Source organism: Sinomonas terricola (assembly GCF_034931225.1).
Classification (GTDB): domain Bacteria; phylum Actinomycetota; class Actinomycetes; order Actinomycetales; family Micrococcaceae; genus Sinomonas; species Sinomonas terricola.
Window position 1 is genome coordinate 241,043 of record NZ_JAYGGQ010000002.1, and the last position, 17,162, is coordinate 258,204.

Below are 17,162 nucleotides of genomic sequence, written 5' to 3' on the forward strand. Positions count from 1 at the left end.
CGATTCCCGTCCCAAAGTGATCCGAATCACTCCGGATGACCTGAGCCTCCCAAGCGGACGGCAGCTCGTCAAACGTTTTCGAAAACGGTTTCCATGACGTAGGCTCAGCACCATGACGGGACGTCCCACCATCCACGATGTGGCCGAAGCAGCCGGCGTATCGGTCTCAACCGTGTCCAAGGCGGTCAACGGCCGGTACGGAGTGGCGGTTGAGACGACAGAACGCATACTCGAAGCCGCACGATCCCTCGGCTATGAGTCCAGCCTGGTGGCCAGCAGCATGCGTTCCCGCAAGACAGGCGTCATCGGGGTGCTGGTCGCTGCCTTCGAACCTTTCAGCGCGGAGATCCTCAAGGGCGTCGGCGCCGCATTGAGCCGCTCCCGCTATGACCTCCTCGCCTACAGCGGCTCACATCAGGTCTCTGCGGAAGGCTGGGAGCGCCGTTCGCTCAGCAGACTGAGCGGCACCCTCATCGACGGTGCGATCATGGTGACGCCGACCGTTGTCAACGTCTACGCGGATGTCCCCATCGTGGCCGTTGATCCCCACACGGGCCGTGTAGATCTCCCGACTGTCGAATCGGACAACCTTGGTGGCGCGCGAAACGCAACCAGCTTCCTCATCGGCCTGGGCCACCGGCGGATCGGCTTCGTCACCGGCCGTCCCGATCTCCGCTCGGCTGCTGCGAGAGAGGCAGGATATCGGCATGCGCTCAGCGAGGCCGGACTTCCTTTCGACCCGTCGCTCATCGTCGTCGGCAATTATGAGCCGGACCGTGCCCGAGACGCCGCGCACCGCCTCCTGGGAATGGCCAACCGACCAACCGCCATCTTTGCAGCCAACGATCTCTCGGCCATCGTCGTCATCGAGGTGGCGCGGGAAATCGGGCTCGACGTGCCGCGCGACCTTTCTGTCGTGGGATTCGACGATGTCCCCGAGGCCTCGCAATATTCCTTGCCCCTGACGACGGTGCGCCAGCCCATGGGCCACATCGGCGCCGCCGCGGCCGATCTCGTCGTCGCGCTCATGAACGGCGAGACTCCCGAGGCGACCCATCTCACCATGCCGACGAGGCTCATTCCTCGCGCCACGACCGCGCCACCGGCGGTTCTCGCCTGACGGCGGGGCGTCGATCGAGCCTCAGGCTCGGGGGCTGGCTGTGGTCCTCAGCACTCCACGACGTTGACGGCGAGGCCGCCCATCGCCGTCTCCTTGTACTTGCTGCTCATGTCGCGGCCGGTCTCGCGCATCGTCACGATGACCTCGTCGAGCGAGACCCGGTGTGTGCCGTCGCCCCACAGCGCCATCTTCGCGGCGTTGATGGCCTTCGCCGCGGCGATCGCGTTGCGCTCGATGCAGGGGACTTGGACGAGGCCGCCGATCGGATCGCACGTGAGGCCGAGGTTGTGCTCCATCGCGATCTCGGCCGCGTTCTCGACTTGGCCGGGGGTGCCGCCCATGACCTCGGCGAGGCCCGCGGCCGCCATGGACGACGCCGATCCCACCTCCCCCTGGCAGCCCACCTCGGCGCCGGAGATCGAGGCCTGCTCCTTGTAGAGGACTCCGACGGCGCCCGCCGCAAGCAGAAAGCGGACGACGACGTCGTCCTTGTCCGCCTGAGTCGCGTTCTCCATGCCGGGCGCGTAGTTGAGCGCGTAGTAGAGGACGGCGGGGATGATCCCGGCCGCGCCGTTCGTGGGCGCCGTGACGACCCGGCCGCCCGACGCGTTCTCTTCGTTGACCGCCAAGGCGATGAGGTTGACCCACTCCTGCCAATACTTCGGGTCGCGGTCCTTGTCCTCCTTGAGGAGGCGCTCGTGCCAGTCGGGCGCACGACGGCGGACCTTGAGCCCGCCGGGCAGGAGCCCCTCCCGCTTGAGGCTGGATTCGACGCACGCCTCCATGACGCGCCAGATGTGCAGGAGCCCCTCGCGGATCTCCTCCTCGCTGCGCGATGCCTTCTCGTTGATGAGCATGATGTCGCTGATCGAGAGGCCCTTCGAGGCGCACCGGCCCAGCAGCTCCGCAGCGGTGCGGAACGGGAACGGCAGCTCCTTCTTCGACTCGTCGAGCTCCTTCTGGGCCGCCGCCTCCTCGCCCTCGCGCACAATGAAGCCGCCGCCCACGGAGAAGAAGGTCGCCTGGTGAAGTGGCGCGCCGGCGTCGTCCGCCACCTCGAAGCGCAGGCCGTTCGTGTGCCGGGGCAGCACGGTGAGCGGGTGCAGGATCATGTCGTCGACGCCGTACTCGAGCTCGCGCCCGCCCGCGAGATTGAGGCGGCCCGTCTCGGCGATCGAAGTCAGCCGCTCCTCGACCTGCTCGGGAAGGATCTCCTCGGGCTCGAAGCCCTCAAGGCCGAGGAGCACGGCCGTGAACGTCCCGTGGCCGCGGCCCGTCGCGGCGAGCGAACCATAGAGGTCCACACGCAGCTCCGCGACGGAGTCGAGGAGGCCCCGGTCGCGGAGCTCGCGCGCGAACACCGCGCCGGCCCGCATGGGTCCCACGGTGTGGGAGCTCGACGGGCCGATGCCCACAGAGAACAGTTCGAAGACGCCGACGGCCATCTCGGGATTCCTTCCCTAGTCAATTATCGATGCGCGCCCAAGGGTCAGGCGAGAGGTGGCCACCCGTCCGGCGAGAGGTGGCCACCCGTCCGGCGAGAGGTGGCCACCCGTCCGGCGAGAGGTGGCCACCTCCCACCCCGTCAGGCGAGGTTCGCCACGCCCGGGTAGAGCGGGTGGGCCGCGGCGAGGGCGTCGACGCGGGCCTTGAGCGGGGCGAGGTCCTCGTCAGGACCCGCGATGAGGGCCTCCGCGATGATGTCCGCGACCTCGCGGAACGCGGCCTCGCCGAAGCCGCGCGTCGCGAGGGCCGGCGTGCCGATGCGCAGGCCCGAGGTGACCATGGGCGGGCGCGGGTCGAACGGGACGGCGTTGCGGTTGACCGTGATGTCGATGGCGGCGAGCCGGTCCTCGGCCTGCTGGCCGTCGAGGTCGGCGTGGCGCAGGTCCACGAGGACGAGGTGAACATCCGTGCCGCCGGAGACGACGCCGATGCCCCTCGCCTTGACGTCCTCGGCCGTGAGCCGCTCGGCGATGATCTTCGCGCCCGCGAGCACGCGTTCCATGCGCTCGCGGAATTCGGGGGAGGCCGCGATCTTGAACGCGATGGCCTTGCCCGCGATGACGTGCTCGAGCGGGCCGCCCTGCTGGCCCGGGAACACGGCGGAGTTGATCTTCTTCGCGGTGTCGGCGTCGTTGGTCAGGATGATGCCGCCGCGCGGGCCCGCGAGGGTCTTGTGCGTCGTCGACGTCGTGACGTGGGCGTGCGGGACCGGGCTCGGGTGCAGGCCCGCGGCGACAAGGCCCGCGAAGTGCGCCATATCCACCATGAGGTACGCACCGACCTCGTCGGCGATCCGACGGAACTCCGCGAAGTCGAGCTGACGGGCGTACGCGGACCAGCCCGCGACGATGAGCTGCGGCTTGTGCTCCTTGGCCAGACGCTCGACGTCGGCCATGTCGATCCGGTGGTCGTCCTCCCGGACCTGGTACGGGATGACGTTGTAGAGCTTGCCCGAGAAGTTGATCTTCATCCCGTGCGTGAGGTGGCCGCCGTGGGCGAGGTTCAGGCCCATGATCGTATCGCCCGGCTTGATCAGCGCGTGCATCACGGAGGCGTTCGCTTGGGCGCCCGAGTGCGGCTGGACGTTGGCGAACTCGGCGCCGAAGAGTGCCTTCACCCGGTCGATCGCCAGCTGCTCGATCACGTCCACGTTCTCGCAGCCGCCGTAGTACCGCTTGCCCGGGTACCCCTCGGCATACTTGTTCGTCAGCACCGAGCCCTGCGCCTGCATCACCGCGTACGCCGTGTGGTTCTCCGACGCGATCATCTCGAGGCCCCCGCGCTGGCGGGCCAGCTCGGCGTCGATGCTCGCGGCGATCTCGGGATCGAGCTCGGCAATGTCGGCGTCGAGGGAGGAAGACTTGATCTGCTCGAATTCGAGTGAGGCCCGGGCGTTCACAGCTCGCCCCCGTTCTTCGATGCGTACTCCTCGGCCGAGAGCAGCGGACCCTCGGAGGAGACTTCGACCGTGAAGAGCCATCCGGCCCCGTACGGATCCTCGTTGACGAGGGCAGGGTTGTCGATGGCCTCCTGGTTGACCTCGACGACCGTGCCGGTCACCGGGGAATAGAGGTCGGAGACGCTCTTCGTCGACTCGATCTCGCCGCACGTCGCGCCCGCAGTCAGCTCGGTGCCCGCCTCGGGCAGGTCGAGGTAGACGACGTCGCCGAGCGCATCAGCGGCGACGGCGGAGACGCCGACCTTCGCGGGGTTCTGCGCAATGTCGAGCCACTCGTGTTCCTCCGAGTAGCGGAGGCCTGTCTGGACCTTGCTCATGGGTTGGGTTCCTCTCAGTCGTGCGGCAGCATCGCCGCAACAGGCTCGGGTTGGGGACTACTTCTGGCGCTTGTAGAACGGCAGTGCGACAACCTCGAACGGCTCGGCCTTGCCTCGGAGGTCGACATCGAGCTTCGTGCCCACCGCAGAATGTTCGACGGCGACGTACGCGAGCGCGACCGGGTAGCCGAGCGTCGGGCTCGGCTGGCCCGAGGTCACCTCGCCGACCTGCTGGCCGTCCTTGAGGACCGGGTAATGCGAGCGACCGGCCCGTCGCCCGAGGCCACGAAGGCCCACGAGGCGCTTGCCGCTCGTGGTGCCAGCGCCGTCGTCCTTCTTCGCCTGCAGGGCAGCGCGGCCCACGAAGTCGCCCTCCTTGCTCGTGAGGGCGACGACGCCACCGAAGCCAGCCTCGAACGGCGTGACCTCGCGTGAGAGCTCGTTGCCGTAGAGCGGCATGCCGGCCTCGAGGCGGAGGGAATCGCGCGAAGCGAGGCCGCACGGGACGAGTTCGTGCCCCTCCCCCGCGCCGCGGATCGCGGCCCACAGCTCGGCGGCGCGCTCGTTCGGGACGAAGAGCTCGAAGCCGTCCTCGCCCGTGTAGCCCGTGCGTGCCAGAAGGACCGGGATGCCGGCTGCTTCAACGCCGACGGCCGCGTAGTACTTGAGCTCCGTGACGGCCTCGGCCTGCTCGGCGGGCACGAGCGCGAGCACGATGCTCTGCGCGTTCGGGCCCTGGACCGCGATGAGGGAGGTCTCGGCGCTCGCGTCGCGCAGGGTCACGCCTCCGGCGTTGGAAACCGCGCCGAACGCCGCGAGCCGCGCCTCGAACTCGGCCGCGACGATGGGCGCGTTGCCCGCGTTGGGGACCACGAGGTACTCGTCCTCCGCAACGCGGTAGACGATGAGGTCGTCGATGATGCCGCCGTCCTCGGCGCAGATGAGCGAGTACTTGGCCTTGCCGACGGCGACTGCGGAGAGCTTGCCGACGAGCGCGTAGTCGAGGAACGCACCCGCGTTCGGGCCCGTGACCCAGACCTCGCCCATATGCGAGAGGTCGAAGAGGCCCGCCGTCTCGCGGACGGCGCGGTGCTCGGCGAGCTCCGAGCCGTACTTGAGCGGCATCTGCCAGCCGCCGAAATCGGTAAAGCTCGCGCCGAGCGCGGCGTGCTGGTCGTAGAGCGCGGTGCGCTTCTCGGTGACCTGAGTTTCTGCAGTCATCGGTGGTCCTTAGCTTTCGAATGCTTCGAGGGGCGGGCACGCGCACACGAGGTTGCGGTCGCCCGCGGCGCCGTCGATGCGGCCCACGGGGGCGAAGTACTTGTCCTGGCTGGGCGTCCCGCCCGGGAACGCGCCCTGCTCGCGGGTGTACGGGCGGTCCCACGCGGAGCTCGCGACGGCGGCGGCCGTGTGCGGCGCGCGGCGCAGCGGCGAATCGGCGACGGCGAAGTCGCCGTGGGCAACCTGGTCGATCTCCGCGCGGATCGCGATCATCGCCTCGATGAACCGCTCGATCTCGCCGAGGTCCTCGGACTCTGTCGGCTCGACCATGAGCGTGCCCGCGACCGGGAACGCCAGGGTCGGGGCGTGGAAGCCGAAGTCGATGAGGCGCTTGGCAACGTCTTCCGCGGTCACCCCGGTCTTGGCCGTGAGCTCGCGCAGGTCGAGGATGCACTCGTGGGCCACGAGGCCGCGCTCGCCCGTGTACAGCACGGGGAAGTGCGCGTCGAGTCGCTGCGCGATGTAGTTCGCCGCGAGCAACGCGGACTTCGTCGCTTCCGTGAGGCCAGCCCCGCCCATGAGCTTGACGTACGCCCACGAGATCGGGAGGACGCCCGCCGAGCCGAAGCGAGAGGCGGAGACCGGCAGCGCAGGGTCCTCGGCGCCGTCGCCCGTCGTGCCCGTCCAATGCGCAGCGTCGCCCGGCATGTAAGGCGCGAGGTGCGCGCGGGCCGCGACCGGGCCGACGCCCGGACCGCCGCCGCCGTGCGGGATGCAGAACGTCTTGTGGAGGTTGAGGTGGGAGACGTCGCCGCCGAACTTGCCGGGCTGCGCGAGCCCGACGAGCGCGTTCATGTTCGCGCCGTCGATGTAGACCTGCCCGCCCGCGGCGTGGACGGCGTCGCAGACCTCGCGCACGTCGGCGTCGTACACCCCGTGGGTGGAGGGGTAGGTGATCATGATCGCTGCGACGCGGCCCGCGTTGGCCTCGATCTTGGCCTCGAGGTCCGGGTGGTCGATCGTGCCGTCCGCGGCGGTGGCGACGACGACGACCTTCATGCCGGCGAGCACCGCCGAGGCCGCGTTCGTCCCGTGCGCGGAGGCGGGGATGAGGCACACGTCGCGCTGGCCCTCGCCGCGGGAGTGGTGGTAGCCGCGGATCGCAAGGAGGCCCGCGAGCTCGCCCTGCGAGCCCGCGTTGGGCTGGATCGAGACGAGGTCGTAGCCGGTGATGGCCGCGAGATCCGCCTCGAGGTCCGCGATGAGCTCGCGCCAGCCCTCGGTCTGCGAGTCCGGGGCGAACGGGTGGATGCCGGCGAACTCGGGCCACGTGATGGCCTCCATCTCGACGGCCGCGTTGAGCTTCATGGTGCACGAGCCGAGTGGGATCATGGTCCGGTCCAGAGCCAGGTCCCGGTCCGAGAGGCGGCGCAGGTAGCGCATGAGCTGCGTCTCGGAGCGGTGCGTGTGGAAGACCGGGTGCTGGAGGTAGAGGCTCGTGCGGTGCACGGCGTCCTCGAGGCCGAAGGCCGTTCCCGACTCCTGGTCGGAGGCGTCGCCCGCCGGGCCCGCGCCGAAGACGCCGGCAAGTGTGGCGACCACGTCCGCCGTCGTCGTCTCATCGCACGAGATCCCGACCGTGTCCGCGTCGACGAGCCGGAGATTGATGCCCTTCGCCTCCGCCGCGGCCACGAGCGACGCCGCGCGGCGCGGGACGCGCGCCGTGACGGTGTCGAAGAAGCTGCGGTGCGCGACCTCGACCCCGGCGGACTCGAGCGCCGCCGCGAGCCTGTGCGCGTGGCCGTGGACGCGCTCGGCGATCGCCTTGAGGCCCTCGGGGCCGTGGTAGACGGCGTACATCGACGCGACGATCGCGAGGAGCGCCTGCGCCGTGCAGATGTTCGACGTCGCCTTCTCGCGGCGGATGTGCTGCTCGCGGGTCTGGAGCGCCAGGCGGTAGGCGGGGCGGCCGGCGTCGTCCTTCGACACGCCCACGAGGCGACCCGGGAGCTGCCGCTCGAGTCCCTTGTGAACCGCCATGAAGGCCGCGTGCGGGCCGCCATAGAAGAGGGGGACGCCGAAGCGCTGCGCCGAGCCCACGGCGATGTCCGCGCCCTGCTCGCCGGGGGACTTGATGAGCGTGAGCGCGAGGAGGTCCGCGGCGATCGTGACCATCGCCCCGCGCTCCTTCGCCGCGGCGACGAGCGCCGTCGCGTCCGCGACCCGCCCCGAGGCGCCCGGCTGCTGGATCACGACGCCGTTGATCGGCCCCTCGGGGAGCCCCTGGGACAGGTCCGCGACCTCGACCTCGAAGCCGAGCGCGCGGGCGCGGCCCGTGACGATCGCGATCGACTGCGGGAACAGGTCCGCGTCGAGGACGGTCTTGCCGCCGCCTGCTACCCCAGCCAAAGCCTTGTTCTTGTTCGCCCGGCGCATGAGGAGGACGGCCTCCATGACGGCCGTGGCCTCGTCGAGCAGCGAGGCGTTCGCGATCTCGAGGCCGGTGAGGTCCTCGACGGCGGTCTGGAAGTTCAGGAGCGCCTCGAGGCGGCCCTGCGAGATCTCCGGCTGGTACGGCGTGTACGCCGTGTACCACGCGGGGTTCTCAACGATGTTGCGACGAATGACGGCGGGCGTGATCGTGTCGTAGTAGCCCTGCCCGATCATCTGGACGTGCGGGCGATTCTTGCCCGCGAGGCGGCGAAGTTCGACGAGAACCTCGGTCTCGCTCAGCGCGCGCCCGAGCGAGAGCGGCGTGGCCTGCTTGATGGCGTCGGGGACGGCGGTGGCGGCAAGCGCGTCGGCGCTGTCGTAGCCGACGGCGTTGAGCATGTGCTTGATGTCTTCGTCGCGGCGGGCACCGATGTGCCGGTCGACGAAGACTGAGGGAACTGCGTGGTCCGTCACGGGGAACTCCAATACTCTGGCCGCTGGGTGCGCGGCATGGATTGCGCTCCTCCCCGCTCTGTATCGGACCTGAGAGATTCCACCGGCTTGTGGCCGGCTTGCACCGTCGGTGAGCCCCGAAGGGCTGCTTTCCAGAGTCGCCTTGCCGCAGCGGTACAGGTGCCTGAGAGATTCCTGGGGAGGTGTTGCTCCTACGGCGCCTGCTTGCTCTTGCTCGCAGGACTCTCCCGCCGCAGATCAGAGGCTTCTTCAGTTGTGGCGCGCGGGCGTGCCGCACAGCCCAATTCTGCTATGCCCGCCCGTCGCGGAGCAAACGCGGCCCGCCCGGAGCCCCCGCCAGGCAAATACGCAACAATTTTGAAACCTAATTTGACTAAGGTTAGGCTCACCTTGCCCGAGGCCCTCGGGCCCCGCACCACCACCCAAGCCTGAGGTACCCATGCCTGCCCTTGCCGCGCCGCCCTCGCCTCCCGCGCCGCCCGCCACGATGGACGACGCCGTCGCCGCCTACCACGGCTACGTCGCCGAACGCCTCGTCGAGCTGCGCGGCCACGCCCTCACCCTCCGAGCCAACATCGGCAACGGCGCGATCGGGGCGGCAATGCAGTCGTGGCTCGACGCGCAGCAGACGTGGCAGCGCGTGGGAGCGGCGTACGGGAGCTTCGGCGATCTGGGCGACGCGATCGCCCCGGGCTCGCGCGGCCTCGAAGGCGGAGCCGAGAGCCCCGACTTCACGGGGCTGCGCCGCATCGAGTACGGCCTCTGGCGCGGGCAGGGCGCGGGCGAGCTCATCCCCGTCGTCGACAAGCTGCTCGAGGACATCGCCGCGCTCGAGGCGAAACTCCCGGAGACCGCCGTCGAGCCCTCGGACATGCCGCTGCGGCTCCACGAGATCCTCGAAGACTCCCAGCGGGACCATCTCTCAGGCCGCGGCGACCAAGGCTCGGGGCTCGCGCTCGCCCTCGCCCGCGCGGATGTCGAGGCCACGCAAGAGGTCCTCGACGTGCTCCGCGGCCTCCTCGACAACCTCAAGTCCGGCTTCCCCGCCCGGCTCGACGCCGAACTGGCCGCCGTATCCGCCGCGATCGACGCGACCCAGAGGAACGAAGCCTGGACCGACTATGCGAAGGTCCCGCGAGCCGAGCGGCAGACGATCAACGCCGCCCTCGGGCGCGCCCTCGAATCCCTCTCGCTCGTCCCGGCGCTCTTCTCGACCGACTGACCCGAAAGCAGCCATCATGCAGATTCAGCGACGCTCCTTCCTCATCGGTGCCGGCGGCGCGGCGGCCGGCGGGCTCCTCTCCGCGACGGCGGCCCGGGCGGAAACCACCCCCTCGGCACCCGCGGAGAGCTCCGACGTCGTCGACTTCCTCGGCGCGAATCAGGCGGGCGTCTATCGCCCCGCCTCCCAGCAGCAGCACGCATGCTTCGCGGCCTTCAAGGTCCTATGCCGCGACGCCGCCGAGCTCAAGGCGCTCCTGCAGCGGCTCACCGTGAAGGCAGCGATTCTGGGCGGCGGCCACGAGGAGAGCGCCGCGCTCCCCTCCGTCGAGCTCAGCGGCGTGGACGGCGCGCCGCCCGTCAATTCGGGCGTCATGGGCGAGGACGTGCCCGCCGCGAACTTCACGATGACCCTCGGCCTCGCGGGAAGCCTCTTCGACAACCCGGCCCTCGGGCTCGCAGCCAAGAAGCCCAAGGGCCTCACGGACATGAAGGTCTTCCCGAAGGACCAGATCGATCAGGAGTGGACCGGCGGGGACCTCATCCTGCAGCTGTGCGCCGGCTCGTCGGACATGGTGCACTACGCGCTGCGCGACATCATGAAGGCCACGCGCGGCCAGCTCCAGCTCGAGTGGAAGATCAACGGGTTCCACAACCGACCGCGTCCCGACGGCGCGCCGCGCAACCTCTTCGGCTACAAGGACGGGATCGTCAACCCGGCCCAAGACGAGAAGCTCGTGTGGATCGGCAAGGACTCGGGCCAACCCGTGTGGGCCGAGGGCGGGACGTTCATGGTCGTGCGGAGCATCCGCATGCTCGTCGAGTTCTGGGACCGCGTGGGCCTCGGCGAGCAAGACGGCATGATCGGCCGGCACCGCGCGAGCGGCGCGCCGCTCGGGCAGGACAAGGAGACGGACACGCCCGACTACGCGGCGGACCCGAAGGGCGAAACCATCCCGCTCGACGCGCACATCCGCCTCGCCAATCCGCGCACGAAGGAGACCGCTGGCTCGCGCATGCTCCGACGCGGGTACAACTACGAGCTTGGGGTGGACCTCAACGGCAACCTCCAGGCCGGCCTCATCTTCACGAGCTTCCAGCAGAGCATCCAGGAGCAGTTCGAGGCCACGCAGACGCGCCTCGCCGACGAGCCCATGACCGACTACATCGAGCCGTTCGGCGGCGGGTACTTCTTCGTGGTGCCTGGCGTCCGGGACGAGGGCGGCTTCCTCGGCGAGGGGCTCTTCGCGTAGCGGCTGGGCGGTCACCTTCCGCGGGTGCACCCACGGAAGGTGACCCTGAACGGTCAGGCGCGTACGCGCTCGACATACGCCGCGAGCCCGTCGAACAGCCACCGCGTGCCCTCTTCACGAAGGGCAGGATCCTCGTGCCCGTCGAAGAAGACGCCGTGCTCGGTAAGGGTGAGGCGCGTGCCCTCGCCCTCGGGCTCGAATTCGAACGTCGCGAGGGAGACTGAGAGCTTCTTTCCCTCGTGGTGCATCTCGTACGTGTAGACGATCCGCTCGTTCGGGACGATGTCGTAGTAGTGCGCGTAGAACTCGCTCTGATGCGCCTCGTCCGGGCCACCGATGTTGGTCTCGGAGCCGCCTGGGCGGAAGTCGAGCGCCGCCTCCGTCTGGACCCAATCGGCCGGGCCGGAGAACCACTGCTTCTTCTCGTCGAAGCTGCTGAAGGCTTGGAAGACGCGCGACGGCGACGCGGCCAGGAGGCGCGAGATGGTGAACGTCGACTGGATCTGCTGGCTCATGATGGCCCTTCTTTCCGGGTGGGCGGGTGGGGTGAATCGGGCAGGGCAAGGAAGGCTTCGAGACGGTCGAGCTGGCGCTCCTGCGGGAGCCGCCGCGCGGAGAGCCACGATTCGGCGAAGCGGAGCGCGGTCGGCGCGAGGGTGCAGGTGCGCACTCGGCCGACTTTCGACGTCGTGATGAGGCTGGCGTCTTCAAGCACCGCGAGGTGCTGGACGACGGCGGGGAGGCTCACCCCGAGCGGGGCGGCGAGGACGCTGACAGAGGCAGGCCCTTCGCAGAGGCGCGTGATGATCGCCCTGCGGCGCGGATCGGAGAGCGCGTGGAACACGGCGTCGAGGCCGTCTCCATCGTCCTCCGAAAACTTAAGCATGTACTTAAGTATTCCGGTTGAAGCCGAGGTGTCAAGTGGTTGCCGAGCCACGAGGACGGCTGAGCGCAGTTGGTCGGCGCCTCGCCGCCGATCGCTGGCCGCCCGGCGCATGCTGCGTTTCTCGGGCCCGGTGAGATCGCGCGAAGCCCGAAGGCGTCAGCCGCAGTTCTTGGTGGGGAGGAGTCCGAGCGGGAGCGACTGCGAGCACTTGGTGGGCGCCGGCGACGGCGCGGCGGACGACGGCGGGACCACGGGCGCCGACACGACCGGGGCGACGGGCGCGGGAGGCGCGCTGGGCTTGGGCTCTGAGGCGACTCGGGTCGGTGGCGCGGACGACGGCGGAACGCTCGCCGCGGCATTCGACGCAGTGGACGCCTGTGTAGCCACGGGCGACGCGGCCGTCGTCGGCCCCGAAGACGCGGGCTGCGCATCACCGGCGCGGATCGCCGTCGTCTGTCCCCATTGAAGCCCGCCCTCAGGGATGACGGCCCGCAGCGCGGTCGCCCCCAGGGAGAGGACGAGCGCCGCGAGCGCCGCCCACACGAAGGCGTTCGGCACGAAGCCTTTGCCGTCAGAGCGCCGCGCACGCGAACGCCAGAACAGCGCGATGACGAGCACGAAGGCGCACACCACGAAGACCACGGCCGGAACGGCGAGGAGCGCCGACGCGCAGGCCCCGGCGAGGCACAGCCCCGCGGCCCACACGAAGATCCTCGGCCACGGGCTGGTACGCCGACGCGGCCGCCGCAGCCCCGAGGGCCTGTTGGCGGCCTCGTGAGTCGATCGAAATCGGCGAGGCACCGTGGGTATTCTTCCACGGCCCAGCGGAGGGCCACCACCGCGAGCTCCCGGCGGAACCGGTCAGCCGCAGATCTTCACACTCACGAGCCCGCTGAGCGGAGCAACGCAGTTCGACAACGACGGCGTCCCGGACGCGGAAGGCGCCGGCAGCGCCTTCGACGGCGCAGCGGTGTCCGAGTCCGTTGCCGTCCCCGACGGGCGCGGCGCCGCGGTGGACATCTGGGACGCGGCGGGCGGAGCAGCGGGAACCTGCGACGTGGAACTCGGCTGGGTGGCCGCGCTCGATGCGGACTGGGGTACGCCGACGGGAGCCCTACCCGAGGTGCCGGGCACAGCGGCCTGGTTCACGTGCTGCGCAGGTTCGGGCGATTGCATCGCGATGCTCGGGGCGGGTGTCGAACCGGGGCTGCCGGGCGGGGTGGACGAATCCGTGGCCTCGGGCCCCGGTTCGAAGGATCCCAACGGGACAGATGCCGCGGAAGGAACATCGGCGCCGGGCGACATCGTCCGGACGGCGACGGCCCCGACCGAAAGGATCAGCGTGCCTGCGGCGCCCCACACGACGCCAACCGGCATGAGCCCCGCGCCGCCGGACCGGCGGGATCGCGACCGCCACAGGATCGCGGCGACGAGCACAGCCAGGCACGCTATGAGCAGTTCAAGCGGGAAGTAGACGAGGGCGACGACGGCGACCGCGGCCGCTGCGGCGCACGCCGCCACAAGGGGCACGCGGCCCCGGAATCTCAGTTGTCGGCGACGCCGCCTCAGCCTTGTAGGCGTTTCGGCGGCGTCCTTACGAGGACGAGGAGGAAACGTCACCGTTCCAATGCTTCCATGCCGACGCAGGGCAATGCCACTCGACCTCTCATCCACGATGAGCCATACCGACCAACTTCGCCGGATGCTTGGGGTCCTGGAGGCCGAATTCCCCGAACGTCATGTTTCACCGGCAGTGGCCACGCGTTCGGGCCTCGAACGCGTGGCCACCTCTCGCCGTCAGCGGGTCAAACCGGCCTTCCGGAGGGCCTCGGCCAGCGCGGTATCCGGGGCGGCATTCTGAGCGCGGCGCCCCTGGCCGCCCTGCTGGCGGCCCTGGCCCTGCCCACGCCCCTGACCCTGCTGTCGCCCCTTGGCATCCTGGTCGCCTCCGGACCGCGGACGACGGCGATCGTCGCCTCCCCGCGTGCCCTCGCCTCCGCGCCGCTCGCTTGCGTCTTGGGCAGGGCCTGCCTCGTCGCCGAGGCGCAGCGACAGCGAGATGCGCTTCCGCGGCACGTCCACGTCGATGACCTTGACCTTGACGACCTGCCCCGACTTCACGACCTCGCGGGGGTCGGAGACGAACTTCTCGCTCATCGCCGACACATGCACAAGGCCGTCCTGATGCACACCGAGGTCCACGAACGCGCCGAACGCAGCGACATTGGACACGGTGCCTTCGAGGATCATCCCGGGCTTGAGATCCCCAATGCTCTCGACGCCTTCCTTGAGGGCCGCCGTCACGAACTCGGGCCGGGGGTCACGGCCCGGCCGCGCAAGCTCGGCCATGACGTCCCGGACCGTCGGCAGGCCAAATCGATCGTCAACGAAGCCTGCCGGATCAAGGCCGCCGATCGATCCCGCGGAGGCCGCGCCGTCGCCCGCCGCCTTGAGGATCCGATGAGCGAGGCCGTAGGCCTCCGGGTGCACGGCGGACGCGTCGAGCGGCTCGGCGCCACCGGTGACGCGGAGGAAGCCCGCGCACTGCTCGAACGCCTTCGCGCCGAGTCGCGGCACCTTCTTGAGCTCGGCGCGGGTCGCGAACGGGCCGTTCGCGTCGCGGAAGTCCACGATGCTCCGGCTCAGGAGCGGACCGACGCCCGCAACCCGCGCCAGGAGCGAAGGCGACGCCGTGTTGACGTCGACGCCCACGGCGTTGACGCAGTCCTCGACGACCGCGTCGAGCGAGCGGTCGAGCTTGGCGGGCGTGAGGTCGTGCTGGTACTGGCCGACGCCGATCGACTTCGGCTCGATCTTGACAAGCTCCGCGAGGGGATCCTGGAGGCGCCGCGCGATCGAGACTGCGCCGCGGAGCGAGACGTCGAGGTCCGGGAGCTCCTTCGATGCGAGCGCCGACGCCGAGTACACGGACGCGCCGGCCTCGGACACGATGACCTTCGCGGGCTTCCGCGGAGCCGCTTCCCCGCCCCCGGGCCCCTGTGCCAGCCGGGCGAGCAGCTCGCCCGCGAGCCGGTCCGTCTCGCGGCTCGCGGTGCCGTTGCCCACGGCCACGAGCTCGATTCCGTGCTTCGCGGCGAGGGCCTCGAGCGTCGAGAGGGACTCGTTCCACTTGTTCGCGGGCGCGTGCGGATAGATCGTCGCGGTGTCGACGACCTTGCCTGTCCCGTCGACGACGGCGACCTTGACACCGGTGCGGAGGCCGGGGTCGAGCCCGAGGACGGCGCGGTTGCCGGCCGGCGCCGCGAGGAGGACGTCGCGGAGGTTTGCGGCGAACACGCGCACGGCTTCCTCCTCGGCGGCCTCGAAGAGCCGACCGCGCAGGTCTGTCTCAAGGCGCGGCTGGAGACGGCCCCGCCACGCGATCCGCACGGTCTGCGCGAGCCATTTCCCGGCGGGCGAGGTCCCCGCACCCCGAATGCCGAGAGCGTGCGCGACGGCCGCCTCGTAGCCCTCGCGGGCCGCGTCGAGCCCCGACTCGTCTCGCGGATCTGCTTCGGCGAGCGATACCGTGAGCGCCCCTTCGCGCTCGCCACGCAGAAGTGCCAGCACGCGATGGCCCGGAAGCGACGCGATCGGCTGCACGTAGTCCGCGTAGTCGGCGTATTTCCCGGCGAGTTCGGGCGCCGCGCCCTCGACCGCGGCAGCCGCAACCCGGCCGCCCTTCCACAGCCGCTCCCGCAGTTCGGCGACGAGCTCGGCGTTCTGGCCGACGCGTTCGGTCAGGATCGCTCGCGCTCCAGCGAGCGCATCGGCGGCCGTCGGCACGCCCTTCTCATCGCTCACAAACGCCGCAGCAGCGTCCTCGGGAACCCGCGAGGGGTCGGCGACGAGCGCATCGGCGAGCGGCTCGAGCCCGGCCTCGCGGGCAATCTGCGCCTTCGTGCGGCGCTTCGACTTGTACGGGAGATAGAGGTCTTCGAGCTCGGCCTTCGTCGCAGCCCGGACGACGGCGTCGCGCAGCTGATCGGTCAGCGCGCCCTGCTCCTCGATCGCCTTGAGCACGGCCCCCCGCCGGTCCTCGAGCTCGCGCAGGTACCTCAAGCGCTCCTCCAGCTCGCGCAGCTGGGCGTCGTCGAGCGTCCCGGTCACCTCCTTGCGGTAGCGCGCAATGAACGGAACGGTCGCCCCGCCGTCGAGGAGCCCGACAGCGGCCACGACTTGCCAGGGCTTGACGCCCAGTTCAGCCGCGATCGTCTCGTTGATCTTGCGTGCAACTGCGTCGATGCCGGAGTTGGGCCTTGACGACGCTGCTGGGGGATTCGTCGCGGCGGGGATGGCAGCGGAAGGGGACGGAGAAGCGGGGTCGATCACGGTGAATACTCTGCCCTATCCCGCTGACATTCTCTGCATGAGTGCGAAGACCGCCGTTCCGACCCCGGCAATCGCGTAGCAGCTCACGGGCACGAGCACGAGCCACTCTCGCCATGACCCGGCGTCGCCGAGGATCGGAACGGAGACGTGCCCGCTGGGCCTCCACATCTCGGCGAGGATCGGGACCTTTGACAGGGCGCGCGGGCGCTTGAACGCGATTGGCCAGAGGAGGTTGCAGCCTCCCGTCGTGAGCATGTCACCCGCGATATGGACCGCAGAGCCAAGGGCGACGGCGAGCGGGAACCAGTTCTGCTCGTGCGGCGCGAAGATCGCAATGAACGCCGCGAGGGGAAGGGCCAGAAGCCACGGAATCCTACGCACTCCGTCGGGCAGCACGCCGAGGACCTTGGCGGCAAAGGAGACGAGGAGCAGGGAGACGATGCCCGCGCCGGCGTGCACGGCTCCGAGCCCCGGAACGTCGACGATCCACAGCCCGGCTGCCCAGGCAAGGGCTGTGAAGGCCGCGATTCCGAGGAACGAATGGGTCCCGTTCCTGTGCCCGCCGGACACGGCCGCGATCCCGGTGCAGAGGGCGCGAGACACCGGCGGAAGCGAATGCGCAATGGTCGCGCTCGGGTGGTCGGCGTCGGGCAGCAGCGCGGCCCCTGCTGTCACGAGGGCACCGGCGACGATCCCGAGCGGCGTCGCGTGAAGCAGTGGCCATCCGACGTCGAAAGAGACCGGACCCGCCCCGATAGCCTGAGTCACGGGCGCCAGATCCACGTGGATCCGTGTCGTCACAGCCACCCATGCGGCAGCCCCGCACGCGGCGTGATGAGGTCCCATCATCCGGCCGAATCCTCCCTCTGACGCGAAGATTTAGTTGGTTGGTGATCTCGTTAGCTGGCGCGAGCGAGGGTGACCTGGTAGCCCATGGCTT

Annotated in this window: 14 protein-coding genes and 2 riboswitches; of the genes, 3 read left to right on the plus strand and 11 right to left on the minus strand. The window is 69.9% G+C overall.

The window, feature by feature from the left end:
• The first annotated feature begins 112 nt into the window (after positions 1-112).
• Positions 113-1,120, plus strand: a complete 1,008-nt coding sequence (locus tag SPF06_RS05725) for a LacI family DNA-binding transcriptional regulator (protein WP_323277999.1) — start codon at positions 113-115, stop codon at positions 1,118-1,120.
• A 47-nt stretch (positions 1,121-1,167) separates the two neighbouring features.
• Here the strand turns inward: SPF06_RS05725 and SPF06_RS05730 are convergent, their stop codons facing one another.
• From SPF06_RS05730 to gcvP, 5 genes are all read right to left on the minus strand, one after another.
• Positions 1,168-2,565, minus strand: coding sequence for an L-serine ammonia-lyase (locus tag SPF06_RS05730; RefSeq protein ID WP_323278000.1), 1,398 nt, complete (start codon positions 2,563-2,565; stop codon positions 1,168-1,170).
• A 140-nt stretch (positions 2,566-2,705) separates the two neighbouring features.
• Complete coding sequence (gene glyA, locus SPF06_RS05735; protein ID WP_323278001.1) at positions 2,706-4,025, minus strand: serine hydroxymethyltransferase; 1,320 nt, start codon at positions 4,023-4,025, stop codon at positions 2,706-2,708.
• Positions 4,022-4,402 carry a glycine cleavage system protein GcvH gene (gene gcvH / locus SPF06_RS05740; protein WP_323278002.1) on the minus strand — a complete coding sequence of 127 codons (381 nt, stop codon included), beginning with the start codon at positions 4,400-4,402 and terminating at the stop codon, positions 4,022-4,024. Before gcvH ends, glyA begins: the two co-directional genes overlap by 4 nt.
• A gap of 57 nt (positions 4,403-4,459) precedes the next feature.
• Positions 4,460-5,623: a glycine cleavage system aminomethyltransferase GcvT gene (gene gcvT, locus SPF06_RS05745; protein WP_323278003.1), complete on the minus strand. Its 1,164-nt coding sequence runs from the start codon at positions 5,621-5,623 to the stop codon at positions 4,460-4,462.
• Between the two features lie 9 nt (positions 5,624-5,632).
• Positions 5,633-8,530, minus strand: a complete 2,898-nt coding sequence (gcvP, locus tag SPF06_RS05750; protein ID WP_323278004.1) for an aminomethyl-transferring glycine dehydrogenase — start codon at positions 8,528-8,530, stop codon at positions 5,633-5,635.
• Between the two features lie 48 nt (positions 8,531-8,578).
• Positions 8,579-8,670: riboswitch (glycine riboswitch) on the minus strand.
• A gap of 1 nt (position 8,671) precedes the next feature.
• Positions 8,672-8,770, minus strand: a riboswitch (glycine riboswitch).
• 199 nt (positions 8,771-8,969) lie between these two features.
• Here gcvP and SPF06_RS05755 point away from each other — a divergent pair.
• Both SPF06_RS05755 and SPF06_RS05760 read left to right on the plus strand, forming a co-directional pair.
• The gene (locus SPF06_RS05755) at positions 8,970-9,752 is read left to right on the plus strand and encodes an EfeM/EfeO family lipoprotein (protein WP_323278005.1); all 783 of its coding nucleotides are present in this window, start codon (positions 8,970-8,972) and stop codon (positions 9,750-9,752) included.
• A gap of 16 nt (positions 9,753-9,768) precedes the next feature.
• Entirely contained in the window at positions 9,769-11,004 is a 1,236-nt protein-coding gene (locus SPF06_RS05760) for a Dyp-type peroxidase (protein WP_323278006.1), read from the plus strand.
• A gap of 53 nt (positions 11,005-11,057) precedes the next feature.
• Here the strand turns inward: SPF06_RS05760 and SPF06_RS05765 are convergent, their stop codons facing one another.
• From SPF06_RS05765 to SPF06_RS05790, 6 genes are all read right to left on the minus strand, one after another.
• Positions 11,058-11,519, minus strand: a complete 462-nt coding sequence (locus SPF06_RS05765; RefSeq protein ID WP_323278007.1) for an SRPBCC family protein — start codon at positions 11,517-11,519, stop codon at positions 11,058-11,060.
• The gene (locus SPF06_RS05770; protein ID WP_323278008.1) at positions 11,516-11,890 is read right to left on the minus strand and encodes an ArsR/SmtB family transcription factor; all 375 of its coding nucleotides are present in this window, start codon (positions 11,888-11,890) and stop codon (positions 11,516-11,518) included. Before SPF06_RS05770 ends, SPF06_RS05765 begins: the two co-directional genes overlap by 4 nt.
• A 156-nt stretch (positions 11,891-12,046) precedes the next feature.
• Positions 12,047-12,595, minus strand: a complete 549-nt coding sequence (locus SPF06_RS05775; protein WP_323278009.1) for a hypothetical protein — start codon at positions 12,593-12,595, stop codon at positions 12,047-12,049.
• 156 nt (positions 12,596-12,751) lie between these two features.
• Complete coding sequence (locus tag SPF06_RS05780; protein WP_323278010.1) at positions 12,752-13,420, minus strand: superantigen-like protein SSL4; 669 nt, start codon at positions 13,418-13,420, stop codon at positions 12,752-12,754.
• Between the two features lie 267 nt (positions 13,421-13,687).
• Positions 13,688-16,222 carry a Tex family protein gene (locus tag SPF06_RS05785; RefSeq protein WP_428985710.1) on the minus strand — a complete coding sequence of 845 codons (2,535 nt, stop codon included), beginning with the start codon at positions 16,220-16,222 and terminating at the stop codon, positions 13,688-13,690.
• A gap of 15 nt (positions 16,223-16,237) precedes the next feature.
• Entirely contained in the window at positions 16,238-17,071 is an 834-nt protein-coding gene (locus SPF06_RS05790) for a metal-dependent hydrolase (RefSeq protein ID WP_323278012.1), read from the minus strand.
• Between the last annotated feature and the right edge of the window lie 91 nt (positions 17,072-17,162).